This window comes from Paenarthrobacter sp. TE4293 (genome assembly GCF_050435325.1).
Classification (GTDB): domain Bacteria; phylum Actinomycetota; class Actinomycetes; order Actinomycetales; family Micrococcaceae; genus Arthrobacter; species Arthrobacter nitroguajacolicus_C.
Window position 1 is genome coordinate 36374 of record NZ_JBNJRY010000006.1, and the last position, 23443, is coordinate 59816.

The window sequence follows — 23443 nt, forward strand, 5'->3', positions numbered from 1 at the left end:
GAGCCGGATCACACACAATAGCTGACGGAATCAGCCGAGATGCTGGCCGAATCAGTCAAACCTTGCCTTCTCCGCAAACGGACTTCCGCGGCCCGATGTGACCCGGCACACTTTCAGGCAGTAGACATCCAGCAAAGGAGCACCATGCCTGACACCATTGGCGAGCTGTCCGCCGTCGAACTTTCCGCAGCCATCCGGGAGAAGAGGATCTCGGCGCGCGAAGCACTGGCCGACCACCTGGAACGCATTGCAGAGGTGAACCCCGTGATCAATGCCGTCGTGACCCTCGATGCCGAGGGCGCCCGGAAGGTGGCACACCAGGCGGACCAGCTAACAGCCTCGGGTGCCGATCTTCCACCGCTGCACGGCGTGCCCATGACGCACAAAGACACCAACAACACCGCCGGGATGCGCACCACCCAGGGCTCGCTCGCCTTGCGTGACTTTGTTCCCGACGCCGACGACCTCATCATCGCCCGGTTGAAGGCGGCCGGGGTGGTCAGTACCGGAAAGTCGAACGTTCCCGAGTTTGGGGCAGGCTCCCACACGTTCAACGACCTCTTCGGGACCACCACCAACCCGTATGCTCCCACCCTGAGTGCCGGTGGCAGCAGCGGCGGGGTGGCCGCCGTCGTCGCTTCCCGCGTCCAAAGCATCGGCGACGGCAGCGACATGGGCGGCTCGCTCCGCATCCCGGCTTCTTTCTGCAACGTGGTGGGTTTCAGGCCGTCGACGGCGGTCATCCCCATGCCGTCCGAGGTCAACGCCTACGCGTGGCTGGGTAGGACGGGCCCCATGGCCCGGAGCGTGGAGGACATTGCGTTGTTCATGTCCGTGACGGCCGGCAAGGACCCCCGCGTGCCATACCCTGCGGTCCTTGAACCGGACGTGTTCCGGGCCGGACTCGAGACAGACATGCGCGGTGTACGGATCGGCTGGTCACGGGACTTTGGCCTCGGAGTGCCGGTGGACCCTGAAATCCTGGATCACCTCGAACGGCAACTGGCGGTCTACGAAGGCCTGGGTGCGATCGTGGAAGAAGCCACCCCGGATTTCAGCGAAGCCGACCTGGTGTTTGGCAACACCCGGGCCATGGACTTCGCCGCAGGACTCGGGCCGATCCTGGAACGCGCAGGGGACGTCGTCAAGCCCGAAGTGCACTGGAACGTCCGGAAAGGATTCGCCCTGACTGCCCGGGACCAGATCGAGACCGCAGCCGCCCGTACCCGGCTGGAACGGAGCGTCCAGTCATTCTTTGGGCAGTACGACCTTTTCGCCAGCCCCTGCGCCCAAGTACTTCCTTTCGACGCCTCACTGCGGTACCCCCTGGACATCGCGGGCGTTCCTTCACAGACCTACCTCGACTGGATGCGCTCAGCATGCCTGCTGTCCGCCACAGGGCTGCCCGTGCTCAGCGTCCCGGCCGGCTTCAGTTCCACAGGCCTCCCCATCGGCCTCCAGCTCGCAAGCAACCACTACACGGATCTGCAGTTGCTCCGGTACGGCCGCGCTTTCGAGCAGCAGACCGGGTACGCCGCCGTCGCCCCTGTCGTCACCGCGGCCGAACCGCCGCTGGCTACCGTGAGCGCATGACCCGGCCGCCGCGCTTGTGGGCGTCCAACAGGATGGAGACGTCCACGGTGACAGCGTTCCGCGCCCACTCCGAGTCCGTGATGAACCGGTAGAGGGCTGACATGTCCTCAACAGTGACATCGGCAACGATCTGGTAATTCCCGGCGATCGCGGCGGCATAGCGGACTGTCGGCAATTCGGCCAGACTCTGGCCCACGTGTTCAACGTGCTGCGGAGAGGCCCGGATCCACAGAAGGGCCTCAACCCCCAGGCCAAAGGAGGCGGGCTCGACGATGGCGCGTAAATGGACCTGGTTGTTGGCCAACAGCCATTCCGTGCGGCGCCGTGCGGTTGCCTCTGAGGCACCTACCCGGCGGCCCAGTGCTTCAAAGCTCATCCGGCCGTCTGCGCAGAGGGCATCGACGAGCTCGGTGTCCTGACGGCTCAAGTCCTGCCCTGGCACCAGGCTGCCGGAATCCTTCGTCAGAACGGACCGGAGCGCCTCCGCCTTGTCGGCCGTCAGGATTTCCGGGCGCCACCCCCGGATGGTCCGGAAATAGCGGAGCACGGGGTAGCTGGTGGAATCGCGCAGGCCAATGGTGGCCGGTAGCTCGTCGGAGAGGACATCGCCCATGCGTGAGGGGTCGGTGAGTATCTCCGCCACGCAATCACCTGTGCCCGTGGTGGTGTACACAAAGGTAGCGTCCGACCTCTGCGCCAGAGCGTGGGCCGCGGCACGCACCGTGCCCGGCATGCAGCGCATCTCCACCAGCACCACTGCGGCCCTGGGCCGGATTCCCACCACGGAGACAGCGCCGGACTCCAGGAGCTGTGATCCCCGGCGCGCAACAGTTCGCTCCGCTTCACCGAGGACTGCTGCCATCTTCCGCCACGGGCACCGCGGATCCAGTTGCAGGGCGGCAACGATCTGCCGCTCCAATGCGTCAAACACCACCATGCAAGCTCCGTCCTCCGTCTGCTGGGGTTCGCTCAATTTCACCACGGACTTCGGCGCTGCGCGTCACGGCGGCGCGTGCCGTCGTCGAGCCTTAACGGCAGATGCCCCGCCCCATATGAGGGACGGGGCACCGGGTCAAGCTTCGGTTTTAGGCGAAGTCGGAGACTGCCGGGTCCGGCCCGATGCGGCCTTCAGCACCGCGGTCCAGGCCGTTGATCGCCTCGACGTCGGTGGCATCCAGCGTGACGTTCAGGGCTGCGAAGTTTTCCTGGATCCGGGACTCCGTGACCGACTTGGGAATGACCACGTTGCCGATGGCCAGGTGCCAGGCGATAACCACCTGGGCGGGGGTTGCATCGTGCTTGGCAGCGATTTCGGCGATCGTGGCGCTTTCGAGCAGCTCGCCACCCTGACCGAGCGGGGACCATGCCTGGGTCAGGATTCCCTTGGAGGCATTGAATTCGCGCAGGTCGGCCTGGTTGAAGAACGGGTGCAGTTCCACCTGGTTGATGGCCGGCACGACGCCCGTCTCATCGATGATGCGCTGCAGGCCCTCCTTGGTGAAGTTGGAGACACCAATGGACTTGACCCGGCCGCGCTTCTTGAGCTCGATGAGGGCCTTCCAGGTGTCAACGTACTTGTCCTGCTTGGGCTGCTGCCAGTGGATGAGGTACAGGTCCAGGGTCTCCAGGCCGAGGTGGTCCAGGGACTTCTCGAACGCTTCGAGGGTCGATTCGTAGCCCTGGTCCGCGTTCCACAGCTTGGTGGTGATGAAGATTTCCTCAGCGGAAAGGCCGGAGGAGGCGATGGCACGGCCTACGCCGGCCTCGTTGCCGTAGATCTTGGCAGTATCGATGTGGCGGAAGCCGGCTTCAAACGCCTGGCGCACCACCTTTTCGGCTACATCGTCTTCAACTTGCCACACCCCGTAGCCGAGCTGGGGGATGGTGTTGCCGTCGTTGAAAGTAAGTGTTGGTGACGAAGTCATAGCTGCCATCCTGCCAGCCAGGGGCCGCCGATGGCGCGGAATGTTACGGAGATCAGCTATACGCTTAACTTCTTGCAAGGGTGGAGTAAAGGCGCACGCGTGTAGTTGCGCACGCTGGCCTTATAGTGGACGGGCCTTCAGGAGTTGAGTTGCCGCTCGGCGTCGGCGACCTGCTCGAAGACAGCCTCAGCGCGCCGCTTGACGGACAGCGCCCCTACCGGAACCGGGCCAACGGCGAGCCGCAACATCGCAGCGGCCTCCGCGGTGGTCGCCAGGGAGTTTCCCGCCTTGGACAACGCCCGGTGGACACCTGCCAGTGCGCCCGGGACATCCAGCCCGTCGCTCGGTGAACGTCTCTGCGCCTCAACGCAAATGGTCCTGACCCGTGGGGACAGCTCGGCCAATTCATTGGCGATCTGCACCAGCTCGTTGTACAGCTGGTCGTCGTCCACGCCCTCAAGGACCTGGTGGTACCGGTCCAAGCCACGATGGAAACGATCGTGGGCCCGGCGCCACAAACCCTTGCCGAGCTCCAGATCGTCTCTCCGTCCTTGGCGGACGGCCCCAAAGAAACCCACCTGCGAACTCAGAGGTACTGACCCGGACCGTGGTCGGGGTCTTCCGGCCGGCCCTGCGGGGCGGCGGCAGGAGCCCCCGGTGCCGCGGCCCGCTGGGGTTGCCCGTTCTCACCGATAACGATGCCTGGCGCGATGACAGTGCCCGGTGGGAGCTGGCGAAGCTGCATCTGCGCAGCCGCATGCTCCTTGGCAGCCTGCTGGGCGGCGATAGCGGCCTGGATGCCGTGGAACAACCCTTCCAGCCACCCCACGAGCTGGGCTTGGGCAATGCGAAGCTCCGCATCCGAAGGCGCCTTCTCATCAGGGAAAGGCAAACTGATGCGTTCCAGTTCCTCGATGAGTTCGGGGGCGAGCCCATCTTCGAGTTCCTTGATGGAGCGCTCATGGATTTCCGCAAGGCGGCCCCGCGCAGCGTCGTCCAAGGGCGCGGCCTTAACCTCCTCAAGGAGCTGGCGGATCATGGTCCCGATGCGCATCACCTTGGCTGGTTCGTCAACGAGTTCGTGAAGGTTGCCACCCTTGGGTTTGGCGTCCTTTCCGGGCTCTCCCCTGTTGGGCTGCTGTCCGTTGGCCTTCGCGAGGCCCTCGTCCAGCGTGGTTCCCTCCACGGGGGTGTCGTCCGAAGCCTCATCCGTGGGTTGAATGTTGTTCAGATCGCTCATGCGTTCATACTCTCATGGGGTTCCTGCGAACCCCCGTCCGGTCCCTCATTTTGGACTTCGTTCGTAGCGAAACTACCAACAGACCCGGGTCAGCAGCAGCGACCCTGGGGGTTGCTGTCCTGCCGGTCCATCCGATCCCGCCAGAACTCCCGTTCCGTCATGGCGGGACCCGCGTGGCCGCTGGAATCGAAGTGTTCCAAGTACTTGCGATAGGCGTCAGCACCCATGAGCGAACTTATATAGGCGGCGAATCCGCGAAGCCCTTTGGCCAGGGTATTCATCAGTGATGCCCGGCTTTTTGCGTGCGTTTCTCCGCAGGCAGTGCGTTCCACTCCGCGAGCAGGGCCTTCTCAGCCGTGGTCGGGAACAGGCCTGCAGGGGCAAACACCTTGGACGGCACCGCTGGGTCCTCATGGTCCTGTCCACCGCCGGCGCGGATGGCCTTGTAGGTCGCAATCAGTGCGGCGACGATCACGATGATGCTCAACGTCACGAAGATAACGGAAAGCACGCCCTGGATCATGGTGTTCCGAACCACCGCTTCCATGGCTGCCACGGTTTTGGCCGTGCCAAACTCGGTCTTGCCATCGGCCAGGGCCTTGGAGAACGCCTGGTTATTGGCAAAGTAGCCCACTGCGGGAACCGGCGAGAAGATCTTGTGGAAGCTGGCGGTGATGGTCACCACGGCCGCAAAGGCCAACGGAACCGCCACGATCCACAGCCACTTGAACACCCCGCGCTTGGCCGTTATGGCCATGCACACAGCCAACGCAATGGCTGCCAGGAGCTGGTTTGCGATGCCGAACAGCGGGAACAGGGTGTTGATTCCGCCCAGCGGATCCGTCACGCCCATGATCAGCACCGCACCCCAGGCTGCCACCATGATGGCCGTGCACAGCCAGGCCCCGGGACGCCATGAGGCTTCCTTGAACTTGGGAAGGAAGTTGCCAATGGAGTCCTGGAGCATGAACCGGGCAACGCGGGTGCCGGCGTCCACTGCGGTGAGGATGAAGAGGGCTTCGAACATGATGGCGAAGTGGTACCAGAAGGCCATCATGCCGGGTCCGCCGATGAACTGCTGCATGATGTGTGCCAGGCCCACCGCCAGCGTCGGAGCACCGCCGGAGCGGGAGATGATGCTTTCCTCGCCCACGTCCTTGGCCGTCTGGGCCAGCACGTCCGGGGTGATGTTCACGTTGGCCAAGCCCAGGCTGTTCACCCATTGCGCCGCAGATTCGACGGTGCCGCCTGTCAGCGCAAGGGGTGCGTTCATGGCGAAGTAAATGCCTCGGTCGATCGAGATCGCCGCGACCAGAGCCATGATGGCCACAAAGGATTCCATCAGCATTCCGCCGTAGCCGATGAAGCGGGTCTGCCGCTCTTTCTCGATCAGCTTGGGTGTGGTGCCGGAGGAAATCAGGGCGTGGAACCCTGACAGCGCACCACAGGCAATGGTGACGAAGAGAAACGGGAACAATGCACCGGAGAAAACAGGTCCGTTCTCACGGCTGGCAAACTCGCTGAACGCGGGGACGGTGATTTCCGGACGCACCACAATGATGGCCAGGGCCAGCATCACGATCACGCCGATCTTCATGAACGTGGAGAGGTAGTCGCGCGGTGCCAGGAGCAGCCACACCGGGAGGATCGCGGCGATGAAGCCGTAGATGATGATGCCCCACGCGATGGTGACCTTGTCCAGGTGGAAGAATGCCGCGCCCCACTCGGTACCTGCCACGGCGCCGCCGCCAATGATGGCCGCCATCAGGAGCACGAAGCCGATGATGGACACTTCCATTACCTTGCCGGGCCGGAGGAAGCGCAGGTAAATGCCCATGAACAGGGCAATCGGGATGGTCATTCCTACGGAGAAGACACCCCAAGGGCTCTCGCCGAGGGCGTTGACCACCACCAGGGCGAGGATGGCCACGATGATGATCATGATGAGCAGGGTGGCGACGAGCGCCGCAGTCCCGCCGATAACGCCAAGTTCCTCACGTGCCATCTGGCCGAGTGAACGGCCACCGCGGCGCATGGAGAAGAACATGACCAGGTAGTCCTGTACGGCACCGGCAAGAACGACGCCGATGATGATCCAGATAGTGCCTGGCAGGTACCCCATCTGGGCTGCGATGACGGGTCCTACCAGCGGCCCCGCGCCGGCAATGGCGGCGAAGTGGTGGCCGAACAGCACGTTGCGGTCGGTGCGGACGTAGTCCTTGCCGTCCGCCTTGTACTCGGCAGGAGTAGCGCGGCGGTCGTCCGGTTTGAGCAAGTAGCGCTCAATGACCTTGGAATAGAACCGGTAGCCAATCAGATAGGTGCAGACTGCCGCGAAAACGAACCAGATGGCGTTTACTGTTTCGCCGCGCACCAGCGCCAGCATGAACCATGCCACCGCTCCCAGAAGCGAAATCGCTACCCACAGCCCGATCTTGGCCGGAGTCCATTTGCCCTCCTCAGCCTCCCTGACCGAGTCATCCACGGCCGGCGACGGCAACGTAGGATCCAGCCCTTCCGCGAGTCCGGTCTTGTCAGGAACCTTGCCCATATCTCCTCCTTGAGAACTGCTGCAGTGATGGGTACTGCTGTTTGTGGCGATCTTCGCGGTGGGGGCCGCATCGCCGGGTGCCTTCCAGCACAGTAACAACCGTCACAGACATGTAAAGGGGCACACGCCACCATGGATCAAAGGGGGCGGTGAGCGGTAACACTCTTGCGGCGGGTGACGGGTCGGGCCGCACAGTTGATTGGCATCCGGACACCGGAAAAGCTAGTTCACTCCCCCATTGCCTTGCGCCTGGACCATATTGCCCTGCGCCTGGACCATGCGGGCCTCGCAGAGATCCAACCACCGCACTTCGGCCTCCGCCTGGAAGATGAGCGAATCGAGAACCAAAAGCCCTGCAGTGTCCATGGAACGCTGATTGGCGGACACGGCTTTCCTCGCCTGCGTGTGCTCCTGCAGGGCCCGGACAGAGACCTCCCGCTGGGACTGGATCACCGCAGAGGTATCCACGCCCGGCAGTGTCACCGCGAGTGCCAGTTTGATGGCAATTTCGTTCCGCGGCGGATTGCCACGGTCCACGGCCCCGCCAAACCAGGCCTTAACTTCCTCAGCCCCGGCGTCAGTGATGCTGTAAACGACGTGGCCGCCGCCGTCGTCGCCGTCTTTACTGACAAGGCCGTCGCGCTCAAGGCGGTCCAGCGTGGTGTAAACCTGTCCGATATTCAGCGGCCAGGCGGCGCCGGTGCGGTCTTCGAATTCGACGCGCAGCTCATAGCCGTACCGGGGCTGGTCCTGGAGCAGGGCCAGCAGGCTGTGCCGGATTGACATGTGGCTCCTCGCTGCGGTTGGTCGGGGATGTCAGAGGAGCAGCAGGACCTTGCCCACGTGCTCGCCTGAGTCAAAGTACTGGTGTGCTTCCCGGACCTGGTCCAGCGGGAAGGATTTGGCGACGAGCGGCCTGATCCTGCCATCGGTAAGCATCGGCCACACGAACTCCCGCACGGCGGACATGATGATGCCCTTTTCGGCGACCGGCCGCGGCCGAAGCGCTGTGCCGATCACGGCAGCGCGTTTGCTGAGGAGCTGTCCGAGATTGATTTCGGCTGTGGTCCCGCCCTGAAGGCCGATGACGATGAGCCGGCCGTAGTCGGCGAGCGCGTCGACGTTTTGTTGCAGGTACTTGGCCCCCACGACGTCGAGGATCACGTCCGCGCCCTTGCCCCCGTTGTGTGCCTTGAGGCTTTCGGCGAAGTCTTCTTCGGTGTAGTTGATGGCGATATCGGCACCAAGGAAGGCTTTGGCTGTCCCGACTTTCTCATCGGTTCCTGCCGTCGTCGCCACCGTTGCGCCGAACGCCTTGGCCAGCTGGATGGCCATGGTGCCGATGCCGCCGGTGGCACCGTGGATAAGCACCGTCTCCCCGGGTTGCAGCTGTGCGGTCATGATGAGGTTTGAGTACACCGTGGCGGCCACCTCGGGCAGGGACGCGGCGGTAATGAGGTCCACGCCTTCGGGTACCCGCAGCACTTGTTCCGCGGGTACGGCAACCTGCTGGGCGTAACCGCCGCCGGAAAGCAGCGCCACTACCTTGTCTCCCACGGAGAAGGCCTTGGTGACGCCGGGACCAAAGGCTGCGATGCGGCCTGAGACCTCAAGCCCGGGAATCTCGGAGGCTCCGGGCGGCGGCGGATAGAATCCGCGCCGCTGCTGGACGTCCGCACGGTTCAGGCCGGCGGCTACGACGTCGATCAGGACCTCGCCGTCGCCCGGCACCGGAGCGGGGACCTCGCGGATTTCGAGGACTTCGGGCCCGCCCGGCTCTGAGATGTAGACGGCTTTCATGACGAACTCCCGGTTTCTTGCTGGTACTCCAGCCCCCGGGGGCTGGGGGTGGAGGACGTGATGTTTTGGAACAGCCAACTCCCTATGAAACACTACTAGGCAAGGAAGGTTGTCCGAGCGGCCTAAGGAGCTGGTCTTGAAAACCAGTGTGCGGTAACCCCGTACCAAGGGTTCAAATCCCTTACCTTCCGCCAAAGAGATGCCCCGGGTTCCAGAACCCGGGGCATTTTTGTTTCCCCGGGGCTGCGCTGGGCTGCTTCCAGGCGCGGAACTGAGAACCGACACCCGGAAGATCATTGAAACTGTCAGACCCCCCGCATAGTGTTCTGTCTGTCTCCACACCACTGACATATGCCGTAGCCTTCGCCGCGGAAAACAACAGGAGCCTGACCCATGCCTAAGCCTGACATCACTCCCGGTGCACCGTGCTGGATTGACCTGATGACGTCCGACACCGAGAAGGCCAAGGCTTTCTACACCGCGCTTTTTGGTTGGACGTACGAGACCGGGGACCAGGAAAAGTACGGCGGCTACACCACGGCGCTGAAGGACGGCCGGATGGTTGCAGGCATCATGGCAAAACAGGCAGACATGGGTGCGATGCCGGATGTCTGGTCCACCTACCTGCGCACTGATGACATCAAGGCAACCACCGAGGCGGCAGCCGCCCATGGAGGCCAGGTGTACCTGGAACCCATGGAGGTTCCGGAACAGGGCAGCATGGCCATGTACGGGGATGCCTCAGGCGCCTCCATCGGAGCCTGGCAGTTCGGTGGAATGAAGGGCTACGAGCTTGCCGCCGAGGCCGGTGCGCCGGCGTGGCATGAGCTGCTTTCCAAGGACTACGACTCCGCGGTCACCTTCTATCAGAACGTTTTCGGCTGGGACACGGACGTCATGAGCGATACCCCCGAATTCCGCTACACCACCCTTGGTGCCGGCGACAACGCCAAGGCGGGCATCATGGATGCCTCTGGCTTCCTGCCCGAGCAGGTCCCTTCCATGTGGAGCGTGTACTTCGCGGTGGAAGACACGGACGCCACCGTGGAGCAAGCTACGGCACTGGGCGCCACCATCACCCAGCCTGCCGAAGACACCCCGTTCGGGCGTTTGGCGACGTTGTCGGATCCCACGGGCGCCGTCTTCAAAGTCATCCAGGACCTGGGCCGGACGGCCTAGGTTTCACCACTCCATACCGGCGTTGGGGGATCCGCCGGCATGGGGCCTTGCCTGGTCCCTCATTGTTGACCGCAATTGTTGACCGCAGGCCTGCTGCTCCAGCTGTCGGCGGTCCTTCGGGAATGAGGACCCATCATGCACCACCTTTCACAAGGCCTGAAAGCCGCCGCCGTGCTGGCCATGGCATCGTTGGCACTGGCGGGCTGTTCCTTGATCAGCAGCGGCGACGCCAAACGGGACGAATCCGGCAAGCCGACGGAATCGTCCAAGGCGGACGCCTTCAAAGTGAAGTTGGGCGATTGCATCGCCAACCCTGACAGCCAGGAAGTTGTGGATGTCACCATCATCCCCTGCGATCAGAGCCACGACCTCGAGGCCTACGCAGCCACCAACATCGATGCTGCAACTTTCCCCGGCGACACCGAAGTGGGCGCCAAAGCCGAAGAGTACTGCGGCGCCCAGTTCGCAACGTTCGTTGGCCTGCCGTTCGAGGAATCTGCACTGGATGTGACCTTCCTCCACCCCACCAGCGATTCCTGGAAGAACGGGGACCGGGAGATCGTCTGCCTGATCGGTGGCGAGGCCGGAGCCGCCACCACCGGAACCCTTAAGGGTGCCGCCAAGTAACCGCAGTGCGCAGGGAACCCTCCGGCCACTCCCGGTCCACCTCCCATTCATTCCATCGTGTTCTGCTATGCCCGAGCACCAGGTTTACCCCGGAGTAACTTCCGGAACAACGCCCCCTGCACAAGAGTGTGGGCGTCGTCCACAGGGCCCCACAGGGCCCCCTAATGAAAGTTAGAGCGGATGCACCAACAACAGTGGAAAATACTGGCAGGAACGGTCTTGTCAGCGGGGTTGCTTGCCGCCCCGCTGACGGCCGCCCCGGCCATGGCAGCAGACGATCCGTCAGCACCGGCCGGCACATCGCCGGTGGTGATCAACGAGGCGTACCTCAGCGGCGGAAGCACCGGCGCCGCGTTCAAGAACAAATTCGTGGAGCTCTATAATTCCTCGGACTCCCCCGTCAGCCTGGCGGGCTGGTCCCTGCAGTATCGTGCGGGCACAGCCACCGCAGCACCCACGGGGATCACTCCCCTGACCGGCAGCATTCCTGCCAAAGGCTATTTCCTGGTCCAGGGAGCCACCAACAGCGGAACGTCCACTGCCCCGGCCCTTCCCACAGCGGACGTCCAGGCCACCGGAACGCTGAACCCCAGCGGAACCACGGGGACGCTGATCCTGGCGAAGCAGGCCACTGCCGTTTCCCCCTTGCCGGCCGGTTCGGTGACGGGCAATGCCGCCATTGCCGACCTCCTGGGATACGGCACTTCCAACACGTTTGAGAATGCCGCTGCCACTGCGCCCACAGGCAACTCCGACGTCAGGAGCCTCAACCGCAGCAACGGCGTGGACACGAACTCCAATGCCGCCGACTTCAGCCTCAGCGCCACCATCACCCCCATAGCCTCCAACGGTGGAACCCCTCCCCCGGAACCGGAACCCGTCCCGGGAGTCAAGGCCATTGCCGATATCCAGGGAACCGGACCGGCGAGCCCGCTGGTCGGGAGCACAGTGACCACGCGCGGCAAGGTCACTGCCGTCTACGCCACCGGCGGTTTCAACGGCTACTACGTCCAGACTCCGGGAACCGGCGGCGAAACCGCCGGGGCGGCACGGTCGGCGTCGGACGCTTTGTTTATCTATTCACCCACGACGGCGGGAACGGTCCGGCAAGGCGACTACCTGGAACTCACCGGTGTCGTCAGCGAATTCGCCAACCAGACGCAGCTCACTGTTGAGGCTGCCGGGCTGAAGAAGCTCACCGAGGCGGCCCCCGAGGTCAAGTCCACGCCGTTCGCGCTGCCCGCCAACGAAGCCGCACGGGAAAGCCTCGAAGGCATGCTCGTGGCTCCCCAGGGTGACTTCACCGTCACGGACAACTACTCGTTGAACCAGTACGGCGAAATCGGCCTGGCGGCCGGCACCTCGCCTTTGGTACAGCCGACGGCGGTGGCCACCTACGGGTCGCCGGAGTACGCCGCGGTGGTGGCAGACAACGCGCTGCGCGGCATCAAGCTCGACGACGGCGCGTCCACCAACTTCCTCAAGGACGCCGGCACCAAAGCCCAGCAGCTGCCGTACCTGACCACGTCCGATCCTGTCCGTGTTGGCTCGCCGGCTCAGTTCCGGACCGACGTCATCCTGGGCTACGGCAACAACTCCTGGAAGTTCCAGCCCCTTGCCGCGCTGAGCCCGTCCAACGCCGAGTCGGTCCAACCGGCAAGCTTCACCGCCACCAGGCCTGAAGGCCCCGCTGACGTTGGGGGCAACCTCAAGCTCGCCTCCTTCAACGTGCTGAACTACTTCCCCACCACCGGCGACCAGCTGGCCGGCTGCGTCTTCTACACCGACCGCGAGGGCAATCCGATCACGGTCAAGGAGGGCTGCAACGCCCGCGGCGCGGCCAACGCAGAGAACTTCGAACGCCAGCAGGCCAAGATCGTCGCGGCCATCACCAAGTCCGGCGCCGACGTCGTATCCCTCGAAGAGATCGAGAACTCAGCACAGTTCGGCAAGAACCGTGACGACGCACTTTCCAAACTCGTGGACGCCCTGAACGTCAAGACGCCGGGTGTGTGGGACTACGTGCGCACACCCGCCAACGCTCCCCCGCTGGGCGATGAGGACATGATCCGCACAGCATTCATCTTCAAGAAGGCCGTTGCCGAACCCGTGGGCGAGTCCATCATCCACAACGACACCGTGGCTTTCGCAAGTGCCCGCAAGCCTCTGGCCCAGGTCTTCAAGCCGGTCGGCGGAGACGATGGCAAGAAGTTCATCGCGATCGTGAACCACTTCAAGTCCAAGGGCTCCGCGGCCACGCCGGACGATACCGACAAGGGCCAGGGCGCTTCGAACATCGCCCGCACCAAGCAGGCGGAATCGTTGCTCGCTTTCTCCAAGGACCTCCAGGCGTCCAAAGGCACCGACAAGGTCTTCCTGATCGGTGACTTCAACGCCTACTCCAAGGAAGACCCCATCAACGTCCTCACCGGCGCCGGCTACACCGACCTTGAGGTGGGTACGGGCAAGCACTCGTACCTGTTCGGCGGCATGGTGGGTTCCCTGGACCACATCCTCGCTTCCCCTGCCGCCCACAAGGTGGTCACGGGAACAGACATCTGGAATATCAACTCCGTGGAGTCCGTCGCCCTGGAGTACAGCAGGTATAACAACAATGTGACCAACTACTATGCCGCGGACGAGTTCCGGGCAAGCGACCACGATCCTGTGGTGGTGGGCCTGAACCTGACCACGGAGGCGCCGGCGAGCGTTGACCTGCAGTTCCTGGGAATCAACGACTTCCACGGCCGCATCGACTCCAACACGGTGCTCTTTGCCGGAACAGTTGAGAAGCTCCGGGCGGCAGCCGCCCCGGGCGCCACGGCCTTCATCTCGGCCGGCGATAACATCGGCGCCTCGCTCTTCGCATCTTCCGTAGCGAAGGACCAGCCGACCATTGACGTCCTGAACACCCTGGAACTGCAGGCTTCCGCTGTGGGCAACCACGAGTTCGACGGCGGCTGGCAGGACCTCCGCGACCGCGTCATAGCGGAGGGCAACAACGCGAAGTTCGCCTACCTGGGTGCGAATGTTTACCAGAAGGGCACCACCACTCCGGTCCTGCCGGAATACAAGGTGCTGGACATGAACGGCATGCGCGTGGCCGTGATCGGCACGGTAACGCAGGAAGTTCCTTCCCTGGTCACTCCTGCCGGAATCACGGACCTGGAGTTCGGCGATCCTGTGGACGCCATTAACCGGGTTGCCGCGAAGATCAAGGCGGGGAACCTGGCCGACCTCATCATCGTGGAAAACCACGACGGCGCCGCATCCGGCACGCCCGAAGGCGCCACGCTGGAGCAGGAAGTTGCAGCCGGCGGACCGTTTGCCAAGCTCGTCAATGAAACCACGCCTGACGTCGCCGCGATCTTCACCGGGCACACGCACAAGGAGTACGCCTGGGATGCCCCGGTATTGGACGCCAACGGCCAACCGACCGGCACAACACGTCCGATCGTGCAGACCGGCAATTACGGCGAGAATGTGGGCAGCGTGACCCTCACGGTGGATACCGCCACGAAGTCGGTGACCGCGTACAAGGCCGCCGTTGTGGACCGGACCACAGAAACCGCTGACAGCCTGGTTGCTGCCTACCCGCGGGTGGCTGCCGTGAAGACCATCGTGGACAAGGCCCTTGCGCAGGCTGCGGAGATCGGCAACCAGCCGGTGGGTGCAGTCACCGCTGATATCACCACGGCATTCACGCCGGATCCGGCCGGCGGCGCCCCCAAGCGGGACGATCGCGCGAGCGAATCCACACTGGGCAACCTGGTGGCGGACTCACTGGTGGATACGCTCAAGGCGCCCGAGCTGGGTGCGGCGGAGATCGGCGTCGTCAACCCCGGCGGCCTGCGTAACGAGCTCTACTACGCGCCGGACGGCACCATCACCTACGCCGAGGCCAATGCGGTCCTGCCGTTCGTGAACAACCTCTGGACCACGTCCCTGACGGGTGCGCAGTTCAAGACGCTCCTGGAGCAGCAGTGGCAGACCAACGCTGACGGCACGGTACCCAGCCGCCCCTACCAGCAGTTGGGCCTGTCCAAGAACGTCAACTACACCTACGACGCCGCACGCGCGGCGGGCGACCGCGTCACCGGCATCTGGGTGAACGGCGCTGTGATCGATCCTGCCAAGCAATACAGGATCGGGACGTTCAGCTTCCTGGCCACCGGAGGTGACAACTTCCGGGTCTTCAAGGAAGGCAGCAATACGAAGGACACCGGGCTGGTGGACCGCGACGCCTGGATCAAGTACCTCCAGGAGCACAAGCCAGTGTCACCGGACTTCGCGCGCCGCTCTGTTGCCGTGGTGAACTCCACGGCCGCCGAGGTCAAGGCCGGTGAACCCATCGCCCTGGCCGTTTCCAAGCTGAACCTGACGTCCATCGGCAGTCCCGCGAACGCTACGCTCAACGCCGTCTTCGTTGACAGCAAGGGTGCAGCAGTGGCACTTGGATCCGTTCCGGTCACAGCGGGCGCAGCCACGGTGGACCTCAAGGTTCCCGCGGCCGCAGCCGCAGGCACCGGCACTGTGGTGCTGACCGCCGTCGAAAGCGGAACCGTGGTGAAGGCGTTGGTGAAGGTAGCCGGGAGCGGAACGAACCCGCCGCAGTGCATCGCACCCACCAAGCCGTCCAAGTGGTACGACATTGTGGGCTGGCTCCGGTACGCGTTTGCGTGGCTGGAGTACCAGAGGTGCTTGAGGGGCTGACCGTCCCCTGAGTGAAACACAAGGCAGGGCCCCTTACGATCTTCTTCGTGAGGGGCCCTGCCTTGTGTTTCCGGCGCGGTTACTTGGTAGCTGGTTCCGGCTCCTGTTCCTGGACCCTGTCTGCGTCGCGCTGGAGCTCTGCCTTGAAGAGCTCGTACCGGGCAAGGTGGGCAGGACGACGACGCAGGATGAACCAGGCGGCGCCGAGGATCACGAACCACACTGGTGTGGCCAGCAGCGCGGCGAGGGTGTCCGGCTGCGTGGTCAGCGCCCAGAGGACGAAGGCAAAGAAGGCGAAGACCACCCACACCATCACCACGCCGCCGGGCATCTTGAAGGCTGAGGAATCGTGCAGGTGCGGGCGGCGCTTCCGGAAGGCCAGGTAGCTGGCCAGGATGATGGACCACACGAAGACGAAGCACACTGCGGAGACCGTGGTGACCATGTCGAACGCCTTGCCGATGTCCGAGCCCGCGTACATGAGGACGACGCCGGACAGCAGCAGGACGCAGGACAGGAACAGTGCGTTGCGGGGTACTTTGCGTCCGGAGAGTGCGCCGAACACCTTGGGAGCGTCGCCTTCCTGCGCCAGTCCGAACACCATGCGGGACGTGGAGTAGATGCCTGAGTTCGCCGACGACATGGCGGATGTCAGGACCACGAGGTTCACGATTGTGGCAGCGGCGCCGAGACCGGCGAGCGAGAACATCGCGATGAACGGACTGTGCTCGGCAGCGAATTGGGTCCACGGGGTAACTGACATGAGGATGATCAGGGCGCCTACATAGAAGAGCAGGACGCGGATGGGAATGGAGTTGATGGCCTTGGGCAGGTTCTTCTCCGGGTCCTTGGCTTCAGCGGCCGTGGTACCGACCAGTTCGATGCCCACGAAGGCGAAGACGGCGATCTGGAAGCCGGCCACGAAGCCCATGAATTCGTTGGGGAAGAATCCGCCGTGGCTCCACAGGTTGGTAAAGGTGGCCGGTCCGGCATCGGACTGGAAGCCGCTGAAGATCATGAACAAGCCAACAATGATCAGTGCGGCGATGGCGACGATCTTGATGAGGGCGAACCAGAACTCAGTCTCGCCGAAGGCTTTTACCGTGGCCAGGTTCAGGAGCAGGAGGATGCCGATGGTGATCAGCCCGGGTACCCAGAGCGGCAAGGACGGCCACAGTTCCTGGGAATACCCGGCGATCGCGATGACGTCCGCGATCCCGGTGATCACCCAGCAGAACCAGTACGTCCAGCCGGTGAAGAACCCTGCCCAGGGTCCCAGCAGGTCCGCGGCGAAATCGCTGAAGGATTTGTAGTTCAGGTTGCTCAGCAGCAGTTCGCCCATGGCACGCATGACGAAGAACAGCATGAAGCCGATGATCATGTACACGAAAATGACGGACGGTCCGGCAGCGGAGATCGTCTTGCCGGAGCCCATGAAAAGGCCCGTACCAATCGCTCCGCCGATGGCGATGAGCTGGATATGGCGATTGCTGAGCTGGCGCTCGAGATGGGGTGAATCGGTACCGGTGGAAGGCTGAATCGTCATTGGAACTCCATCGTTCAGGCGGCACAGGGTGCCACAAGATTCGGGTTCCTCCCCGCTCTGTAGGTGGACCTGAGAGTTTCCGCCTTCCTGCAGGGCAGGAAGGCTTGCACCTTCGGTGAGCCCGGTTGCCCGGGCTGCTTTCCAGAGTTGCCTCGCCGCGGCGGTACATGGGCCTGAGAGATTCCTGGGGAGGGTTTGCTCCTACGGCGCCTGGGGTGATGTACCGGCAGGGCTCTCCCGCCGCGGATCAAAAGCGCGCACCACCAGCTGGGTGATGCAGCTCACACAGTAGCGAAGGCCGGGCTGCACCGCAACCGTGGGTGGTTAGCGGGCCAGAATGCTACGGGCAATCTCGTCGGCGTCCCGCAGAGTCCGCTGTCCACTGGCGTAGGCCTGTCCGGTCCGCGGCCGGGCTTCAGCGGCAATCGCAGTGCCCCACTGCGACGCAGACAATTGCAAGCCCAAAACGTAGAGGTTTTCCGTGACGGATCCGTTCGCCGCCAAGGGCCGGTAAGGATGCGGCTCCACGTCCAAGCCTGTGGTCTGCACGGGTGCGCCCTCACCACCCATCATGATCTTGGTCCGCACTAAGCCATCGGCCATCAACTGCTCCAACAGCGGCGAGACGTTCATGCCCACCCTGTTGGCGGGCGACATCGCCTCGATAAGGGTCGGCGCTTCAACCGGCTCATCGTGAACCCATGGCGAAACCGCCCGAAACACTTTTGCGGCCCTGTCTACGCTGAACTTCGGGTCCGGCCCGACAAAACTTACGACGCCGGCACGCGCCAAAGCGGCCAACTGTTCCGAGCGCAGGGCAGGCGCACCGCTGGCAAGCCCTTCGACGAAGGATTCGAACCAGCCGCGCAACCCGGCGAGCCATGATTCATCCGTGATGCCGCCGTCTGCCACCACCGATTTGAGGATGGCCCTGCCGGTATGGAGGGCACCGATAGCCATCTTGACAGGGTCCGCTTCACCCAAGGCGGATCGTCGTGCGTCGTCATCCAGATAGGCTGTGATGGCCGCATCCAGCTCACGCCGGGAGGCAAAGGTGCGTCCCGCGAGCGGCGCAGCAAGTCCGCGGAGGTTCAGCCGGCGGGAGGAGACAACGTGCTTTTCGACGAGGTCACCTACGCTGCTTTCCCAATGCGTCGTAGTGTGCGCGTGCGGTTGAAGGGCGTCCTCAAGATCGGCAAGGAACTGCGCAGGATCCTTGATGGCCGTGGGTTGGGACCGGGCCAGCGTTGAGTAGTAAGCCCACAAGGCGTCGCGGTGCAGCAGTGGCCACAGATCATGGTCAAAGCCCGGCTGGATTCCCGCTGCCCGGAACCGGTCCACGGCGTCTTCGGTCAGGTAGCGCATGGTGATACTGGCCGGATAGTAGCCATCAAGGCCGGCCTTGGCCCGGTACGGCGTACCCCGGCGGGAAGCGGCAATGATTTTCGGCTCCCGCCCCGATGCGCTGTACTCCAATACGCCGGCTCCCGGCGCCCCCGCATCGACGAACTTGCCGCCACGGCCCTCCGTCAACTGGCCCATGACATCAAAGAAGTTCAGTCCCATGCCGCGGACCAGCACAGGCTCGTTGTCCGGCACCGATTGCCAGTCCACGTCGGCCGGCGGGGCGGGCGGGAAATACAGCAGGCCCTGCTCCTCGGCGGCGCGCTTGAATGAGCGCTGCTCTGGATTCAGTCGCGACTCAATGTGCCCCAGCGCGAGAACCACGGAGCCGACGGTGAGGGTCGCACCGTTGGCGAGTTCGACGTCGAACCCGTCCCCCGTTCCGTCCCCCAGCGGGCGTGCCGCCACGGCGGACGTCTCGTGGAACATGACCTCGACGCCGTCGGGCAGCCGTTCCAGCAACCCTTCCAGGGTCTGCCGCAAGTACCGGCCGTACAGCGCCCGGCTGGGGAAGTTGTTCGACTCCAGGGTGGCCAGCTCGGCCTTTTCGGCGTCGTTCAGTCCCACGCCATCACGACGGCGGGCCTCCCGCCATTGGTCGAAGGAACCACCTGCCAGCGGCGGGGCCAGCCGGGGGTCCTCGGGGATGAGCGTCGGATAGAACGACTGGGTGTTCATCAGGTACAGGCGTGACTGCTCCGGCTGCCACACATGGCCGGACCCAGCCGGGAAAGGATCCACCACGTCGATGTGCAGGGTGGTCCCGCGGTGGCCGTCGGCAGCCCAATTCGCAAGCAACCGCTCAAGGACGCTGGTGCCCCGAGGGCCGGCCCCGATCAGGGCAACACGGTTGGTTTGCGATTTAGCCACGCTCAAGCCTAACTTCCTGTGACTTGCTTCCCGTCGAACTCTGTTGCTTGGATGGGGCGATGACCACCACAGAAGCTGATCAGACGCCACGTCCCGAGAATGGCACCGCGACACCCCGTGGGCCACGCCACGCCGCGGACCTGGCGCCTGAGCCCACGGACGAAAACGTCTGGCTTGAAGACATCCACGGCGATGAACAGCTGGCGTGGGTCCGGGAACAAAACGCCCGCACCGAAGATCTGCTGGAGGACGCCGAGTACGCCGCGGTGGAAGCCGGCATTTTGGAAGTCCTCGACTCGACAGACCGGATCGCGATGGTCTCCAAACGCGGCGACTACTACTACAACTTCTGGAAAGACCAGGAACACCCCAAAGGCCTCTGGCGACGCACCACCTGGGAAAGCTATCTCACAGAGGAGCCGGAATGGGATGTCCTGCTGGACGTCGACGCCCTTGCCGCTGCGGAAGGCGTGGAGTGGGTCTTCCACGGCGCAGGTTTCCTCCGGCCCGCCGACGGCGACGAGTACCGTCTGGCCATGGTCTCGCTCTCCCCCGACGGAGGTGACGCCGACCGCCACCGCGAGTTCGACGTCGAATCACGCACCTTTGTGGAGGGCGGTTTCGACCTCCCCACCGCCAAGGGAAATGTGAGCTGGCTCGATGCTGACACGCTCCTGGTGTCCAGCACAGCCGACGGACTGCCTGCCACGACCTCCTCCTATGCGCGGACCGGCGTGAGGCTGCGCCGCGGCCAATCACTGGCCGAAGCCGAGCGCATCTTCGACATTCCCGAGGACCACATGCTGGCCATGGTGGCCCATGACTCGACCCCGGGCTACGAGCGGACCTTCGCCGTGGACTACATCGACTTCTACAACCGGAGTACCTGGCTTCTGCGCGACGACTCGTGGGTGACAATCGAGGTTCCCACCGACGTCAACATCAGCGCACACCGCGACTGGTTGCTGTTCCGTCCGCAGAAGGACTGGGACGTTGCGGGTGTCGTGTACCCAGCCGGGTGCCTGGTGGCTGCCGACTTCGACTCGTACCTTGCGGGGTCACGTTCCCTGCTGGTCCTGTTTACTCCGGATGCACAAACGTCACTGCAGTCCTGGAGCTGGACCAAGGACTACCTGCTGCTGAACCTCCTGCGTGATGTCTCCTCGGAGATCCGGGTGCTGGAACCTTCGCGTCCCGATCCGGACGGCAGCTGGGGATCCACCCTCCTGGATGCGTGCCCTCCGCTGCACGATGTCAACGCCTATGCCGTGGATGACGAAGACCTGGGCCCTGCCGGCAACGACTTCTGGCTGGTGGCCACGGGCTTCACCACTCCCACCACGCTGACCCGGGGAACGCTCACGCCCGGCCATGAGCACGCCGGCGCGGATGAGCAGTCCGGCGGAGTGGATGAGCAGCCCGGCGGCGTGGATGAGCAGCCCGGCGGCGTGGTGAGCCGGCATGCCGAAGTGAAGCGGTCGCCGTCGTTCTTCAACGAATCCGACTACGAGGTCCAACAACACTTCGCCGTGTCCGCGGATGGAACCAGGGTTCCGTACTTCCAGGTGGCGTCCAAGGACCTGGTGCTGGACGGCCAGAACCCCACGCAGCTCTCCGGCTACGGCGGGTTCGAGATCTCCCGCACTCCGGCCTACAGCGGATCCATTGGCCGGGCATGGCTGGAGCGGCGCACAGCTGGTGCTTCGTCGGAAGACGGTGCTGAGGCGCATTCGCGCGGCGGCGTGTATGTCGTGGCAAACATCCGCGGCGGCGGTGAATACGGGCCCGCATGGCACCGTGCCGCACTCCAGGAAAACCGCCACCGCGCGTACGAGGACTTCGCTGCAGTGGCCCGCGACCTCATATCCCGCGGCGTCACCAGCCGCCGCCGTCTGGGTTGCGTGGGCGGTTCCAACGGCGGGCTGCTGGTGGGCAATATGCTGACCCAGTACCCCGAATTGTTCGGTGCGGTGTCCTGCGGCGTGCCGCTCCTGGACATGCGCCGGTACACCAAGCTCTCCGCCGGGTACTCGTGGATTGCCGAGTACGGGGACCCCGATGTTCCGGCACAGTGGGAGTTCATTCGCACCTTCTCGCCCTACCACCTGCTCCATGACGGGGTGGAATACCCGGAGACGTTCATCTGGACTGCCACGTCGGATGACCGTGTGGGGCCTGTGCAGGCCCGCAAGATGGCGGCACGCATGCAGGCCATGGGCATCCCGAATGTGTGGTTCCACGAAGCCTTGGAAGGCGGCCACGCCGGCGCTTCGGACAACAGGCAGGCGGCGGCATTGCAGGCGCGGAGCAACCACTTCCTGTGGCGTTCACTGGCTGGAAGCAACTAACAACCGCCCTGTTTTGCGCTCGACGGCACGTTCTGCGTATCCTTGGTGGGCTAGCAATAGCAAAGGGAGACGTGCCAGAGCGGCCGAATGGGCTTCACTGCTAATGAAGTGTGGGGCACAACTCCACCGGGGGTTCAAATCCCCCCGTCTCCGCGAGTGGTCCCGGTTTTCGAACCGGGACCTTTTGCGTTTAACCTGCGGTGGCGCCTAGCCCCGCTTCGCGCCGCCGCTGACCTCGGCTCCCGCGTGACGGTGGAGGGTCAGGCTGTCCACGGTGCTGACCAGCATCAACACGGCCATGGCGACGAAAGCCCCCTTGTAAGCCGCCGCCTGGTCCGGGCCGAACACGTCCGTGGTCTCAAACAGGCGCAGGAACAGGGCACCCACCGCGATACCGGCCGCTGCCGCCAACTGAACCAGCGTGGCCGAAATGGCGTTGGCTGAAGGCAGTTGCCCCGGGACGATGTCCGCATACTGCACCGATGCGTAAGCGGAGAAACCGATGGAACGGAAGGCACCGCTGAACAGCAGCAGGGCGAAGATCAGCGGCTCTGGAGTTTGGGCATCGAGGAAAGCGCACAATGCAAACGTCACGGCCGACGCGAACGAAGCAAACACCAGCACCGGCTTGAACCCGAAACGCCTGATCAGCGGTGTAGTGGCCGGCTTGATCCCGATGTTGCCCACGAAGACCGCCGCGACCATCACACCGGCCTTCAACGGGTCCCAGCCAAACCCGTCCTGGAACATCAGAGGCAACAGGAAAGGGACCGAACTGATGGTCAGCCGGTAAATGAATCCACCGGTGGATGTTGCCCTGAAAGTGCGGGTGCCGAAGACACTGAGATTGAACAGCGGTACCTTCGCTTTGCTCATCCACCAGACGGCACCGGCGAGGGACAGCACCCCCGCGACAACCACTGCAGCGGCCAGCACATTCGATGCGTGCCCACCCAAAGTTTCCAGTCCGACAACAAGCGCACCAACACCCAGCGTGGTGAGCAGGAGGCCGAACCAGTCCAGGCGGCGCTTCCCGTCGAACTGAGTGCGCGGCACCAGTCTGAGGGCGGCAAGGAATGCAGCCAGCCCCAGCGGAACGTTGATGATGAAGATCCAGTGCCACGACAGAAAGGTTGTGAGGGCGCCGCCCACCATCGGGGCCAGCACCGGAGCCAACAGGCCCGGCCACACCAGGTACGCAGTGGCGCGCAGGAGCTCCGATTTCGGGGTACCCCGCAGCACCACCAAGGTCCCCACCGGAACCATCATGGCACCGCCCATGCCCTGGGCCACCCGGCTGATGGTGAGCATGGTCAGGTCGGTGCTGATTGCGCACAGCAGGGAGGCAAGGGTGAACACCGAAATTGCGAGGCAGAAGATCCTGCGAGCGCCGAAACGCTCAGCAAGCCAACTGCTCAAGGGAATACCCATGGCGACTGTCACCAGGTAGGCGGTCATGGTGATGTTGATGTCGGCCGGGGCCACCCGGAAATCGGAGGCAATGCTGGGGATGGCCGTGGTGAGGATGGTCCCGTCCAGGAACTCCATGAAGAACGTTGCCGCTACCAGCAGTGCCAGGCGCGGCCGCCATGTCGTCTGGTCGACGGCTTCAACATCGGTGTTGCTCGGGTTTGTGCTCATGGCTCC

16 protein-coding genes, 2 tRNA genes and 1 riboswitch are annotated in these 23443 nt (G+C 63.9%); of the genes, 7 read left to right on the forward strand and 11 right to left on the reverse strand.

The annotated features are described in order from the left end of the window. Positions 1 to 144 precede the first annotated feature (144 nt). Positions 145 to 1593: an amidase gene (locus tag QF015_RS13275; protein ID WP_429389549.1), complete on the forward strand. Its 1449-nt coding sequence runs from the start codon at positions 145 to 147 to the stop codon at positions 1591 to 1593. Here the strand turns inward: QF015_RS13275 and QF015_RS13280 are convergent. The 8 genes from QF015_RS13280 to QF015_RS13315 all read right to left on the reverse strand — a co-directional run bounded on the left by QF015_RS13280 (position 1577) and on the right by QF015_RS13315 (position 9109). Then, entirely contained in the window at positions 1577 to 2530 is a 954-nt protein-coding gene (locus QF015_RS13280) for an Lrp/AsnC family transcriptional regulator (protein ID WP_429389551.1), read from the reverse strand. The two genes, QF015_RS13275 and QF015_RS13280, sit on opposite strands and share 17 nt — an antisense overlap. A 148-nt stretch (positions 2531 to 2678) precedes the next feature. Continuing rightward, positions 2679 to 3518 (reverse strand): aldo/keto reductase, encoded by an 840-nt coding sequence (locus QF015_RS13285; RefSeq protein WP_310202553.1) that lies wholly within the window; start codon positions 3516 to 3518, stop codon positions 2679 to 2681. Positions 3519 to 3655: 137 nt separating this feature from the next. Then, positions 3656 to 4096 (reverse strand): hypothetical protein, encoded by a 441-nt coding sequence (locus QF015_RS13290; RefSeq protein ID WP_429389553.1) that lies wholly within the window; start codon positions 4094 to 4096, stop codon positions 3656 to 3658. A gap of 8 nt (positions 4097 to 4104) precedes the next feature. After that, positions 4105 to 4758 (reverse strand): bacterial proteasome activator family protein, encoded by a 654-nt coding sequence (locus tag QF015_RS13295; protein ID WP_429389555.1) that lies wholly within the window; start codon positions 4756 to 4758, stop codon positions 4105 to 4107. Between the two features lie 89 nt (positions 4759 to 4847). Next, entirely contained in the window at positions 4848 to 5039 is a 192-nt protein-coding gene (locus tag QF015_RS13300; RefSeq protein WP_429389557.1) for a YbdD/YjiX family protein, read from the reverse strand. After that, positions 5039 to 7309, reverse strand: coding sequence for a carbon starvation CstA family protein (locus tag QF015_RS13305; RefSeq protein WP_310202561.1), 2271 nt, complete (start codon positions 7307 to 7309; stop codon positions 5039 to 5041). The genes QF015_RS13300 and QF015_RS13305 overlap by 1 nt, the downstream gene beginning before the upstream one ends. A gap of 222 nt (positions 7310 to 7531) precedes the next feature. Next, the gene (locus QF015_RS13310; protein WP_310202563.1) at positions 7532 to 8095 is read right to left on the reverse strand and encodes a PadR family transcriptional regulator; all 564 of its coding nucleotides are present in this window, start codon (positions 8093 to 8095) and stop codon (positions 7532 to 7534) included. 30 nt (positions 8096 to 8125) lie between these two features. Next, positions 8126 to 9109: an NAD(P)H-quinone oxidoreductase gene (locus QF015_RS13315; RefSeq protein ID WP_310202565.1), complete on the reverse strand. Its 984-nt coding sequence runs from the start codon at positions 9107 to 9109 to the stop codon at positions 8126 to 8128. A gap of 103 nt (positions 9110 to 9212) precedes the next feature. Between QF015_RS13315 and QF015_RS13320 the strand changes: the two genes are divergently transcribed. From QF015_RS13320 to QF015_RS13335, 4 genes are all read left to right on the forward strand, one after another. Then, positions 9213 to 9303: transfer RNA gene (locus tag QF015_RS13320), tRNA-Ser, on the forward strand. Positions 9304 to 9502: 199 nt separating this feature from the next. Then, positions 9503 to 10288, forward strand: a complete 786-nt coding sequence (locus QF015_RS13325; protein ID WP_429389560.1) for a VOC family protein — start codon at positions 9503 to 9505, stop codon at positions 10286 to 10288. A gap of 135 nt (positions 10289 to 10423) precedes the next feature. Next, positions 10424 to 10915 carry a septum formation family protein gene (locus tag QF015_RS13330; protein WP_429389561.1) on the forward strand — a complete coding sequence of 164 codons (492 nt, stop codon included), beginning with the start codon at positions 10424 to 10426 and terminating at the stop codon, positions 10913 to 10915. A gap of 180 nt (positions 10916 to 11095) precedes the next feature. Beyond that, positions 11096 to 15628, forward strand: a complete 4533-nt coding sequence (locus QF015_RS13335) for an ExeM/NucH family extracellular endonuclease (protein ID WP_429389563.1) — start codon at positions 11096 to 11098, stop codon at positions 15626 to 15628. A 79-nt stretch (positions 15629 to 15707) separates the two neighbouring features. Here the strand turns inward: QF015_RS13335 and cycA are convergent, their stop codons facing one another. Both cycA and QF015_RS13345 read right to left on the reverse strand, forming a co-directional pair. After that, on the reverse strand, positions 15708 to 17174 hold the full coding sequence (gene cycA, locus QF015_RS13340; protein WP_429389565.1) for a D-serine/D-alanine/glycine transporter: 1467 nt from the start codon (positions 17172 to 17174) through the stop codon (positions 15708 to 15710). A 151-nt stretch (positions 17175 to 17325) separates the two neighbouring features. Beyond that, positions 17326 to 17424: riboswitch (glycine riboswitch) on the reverse strand. A 74-nt stretch (positions 17425 to 17498) separates the two neighbouring features. Further along, positions 17499 to 19448: an FAD/NAD(P)-binding protein gene (locus QF015_RS13345; RefSeq protein WP_310202574.1), complete on the reverse strand. Its 1950-nt coding sequence runs from the start codon at positions 19446 to 19448 to the stop codon at positions 17499 to 17501. 59 nt (positions 19449 to 19507) lie between these two features. On the opposite strand from QF015_RS13345, the gene QF015_RS13350 reads away from it, so the two are divergent. Both QF015_RS13350 and QF015_RS13355 read left to right on the forward strand, forming a co-directional pair. Further along, positions 19508 to 21796 carry a prolyl oligopeptidase family serine peptidase gene (locus tag QF015_RS13350; protein ID WP_429389567.1) on the forward strand — a complete coding sequence of 763 codons (2289 nt, stop codon included), beginning with the start codon at positions 19508 to 19510 and terminating at the stop codon, positions 21794 to 21796. A gap of 65 nt (positions 21797 to 21861) precedes the next feature. Continuing rightward, positions 21862 to 21949: transfer RNA gene (locus QF015_RS13355), tRNA-Ser, on the forward strand. Positions 21950 to 22003: 54 nt separating this feature from the next. Here QF015_RS13355 and QF015_RS13360 read toward each other — a convergent pair. Beyond that, positions 22004 to 23437, reverse strand: coding sequence for an MFS transporter (locus QF015_RS13360; protein WP_310202577.1), 1434 nt, complete (start codon positions 23435 to 23437; stop codon positions 22004 to 22006). Between the last annotated feature and the right edge of the window lie 6 nt (positions 23438 to 23443).

Coding starts and splice junctions, on each gene's coding strand:
- QF015_RS13330 (WP_429389561.1), top strand. CDS start 10,424: ATGCACCACCTTTCACAAGGCCTGAAAGCCGCCGCCGTGCTGGCCATG.
- QF015_RS13335 (WP_429389563.1), top strand. CDS start 11,096: ATGCACCAACAACAGTGGAAAATACTGGCAGGAACGGTCTTGTCAGCG.
- QF015_RS13285 (WP_310202553.1), bottom strand. CDS start 3,518: ATGACTTCGTCACCAACACTTACTTTCAACGACGGCAACACCATCCCC.
- QF015_RS13280 (WP_429389551.1), bottom strand. CDS start 2,530: ATGGTGGTGTTTGACGCATTGGAGCGGCAGATCGTTGCCGCCCTGCAA.
- QF015_RS13305 (WP_310202561.1), bottom strand. CDS start 7,309: ATGGGCAAGGTTCCTGACAAGACCGGACTCGCGGAAGGGCTGGATCCT.
- QF015_RS13310 (WP_310202563.1), bottom strand. CDS start 8,095: ATGTCAATCCGGCACAGCCTGCTGGCCCTGCTCCAGGACCAGCCCCGG.
- cycA (WP_429389565.1), bottom strand. CDS start 17,174: ATGACGATTCAGCCTTCCACCGGTACCGATTCACCCCATCTCGAGCGC.
- QF015_RS13300 (WP_429389557.1), bottom strand. CDS start 5,039: ATGAATACCCTGGCCAAAGGGCTTCGCGGATTCGCCGCCTATATAAGT.
- QF015_RS13325 (WP_429389560.1), top strand. CDS start 9,503: ATGCCTAAGCCTGACATCACTCCCGGTGCACCGTGCTGGATTGACCTG.
- QF015_RS13360 (WP_310202577.1), bottom strand. CDS start 23,437: ATGAGCACAAACCCGAGCAACACCGATGTTGAAGCCGTCGACCAGACG.
- QF015_RS13350 (WP_429389567.1), top strand. CDS start 19,508: ATGACCACCACAGAAGCTGATCAGACGCCACGTCCCGAGAATGGCACC.
- QF015_RS13315 (WP_310202565.1), bottom strand. CDS start 9,109: ATGAAAGCCGTCTACATCTCAGAGCCGGGCGGGCCCGAAGTCCTCGAA.
- QF015_RS13275 (WP_429389549.1), top strand. CDS start 145: ATGCCTGACACCATTGGCGAGCTGTCCGCCGTCGAACTTTCCGCAGCC.
- QF015_RS13295 (WP_429389555.1), bottom strand. CDS start 4,758: ATGAGCGATCTGAACAACATTCAACCCACGGATGAGGCTTCGGACGAC.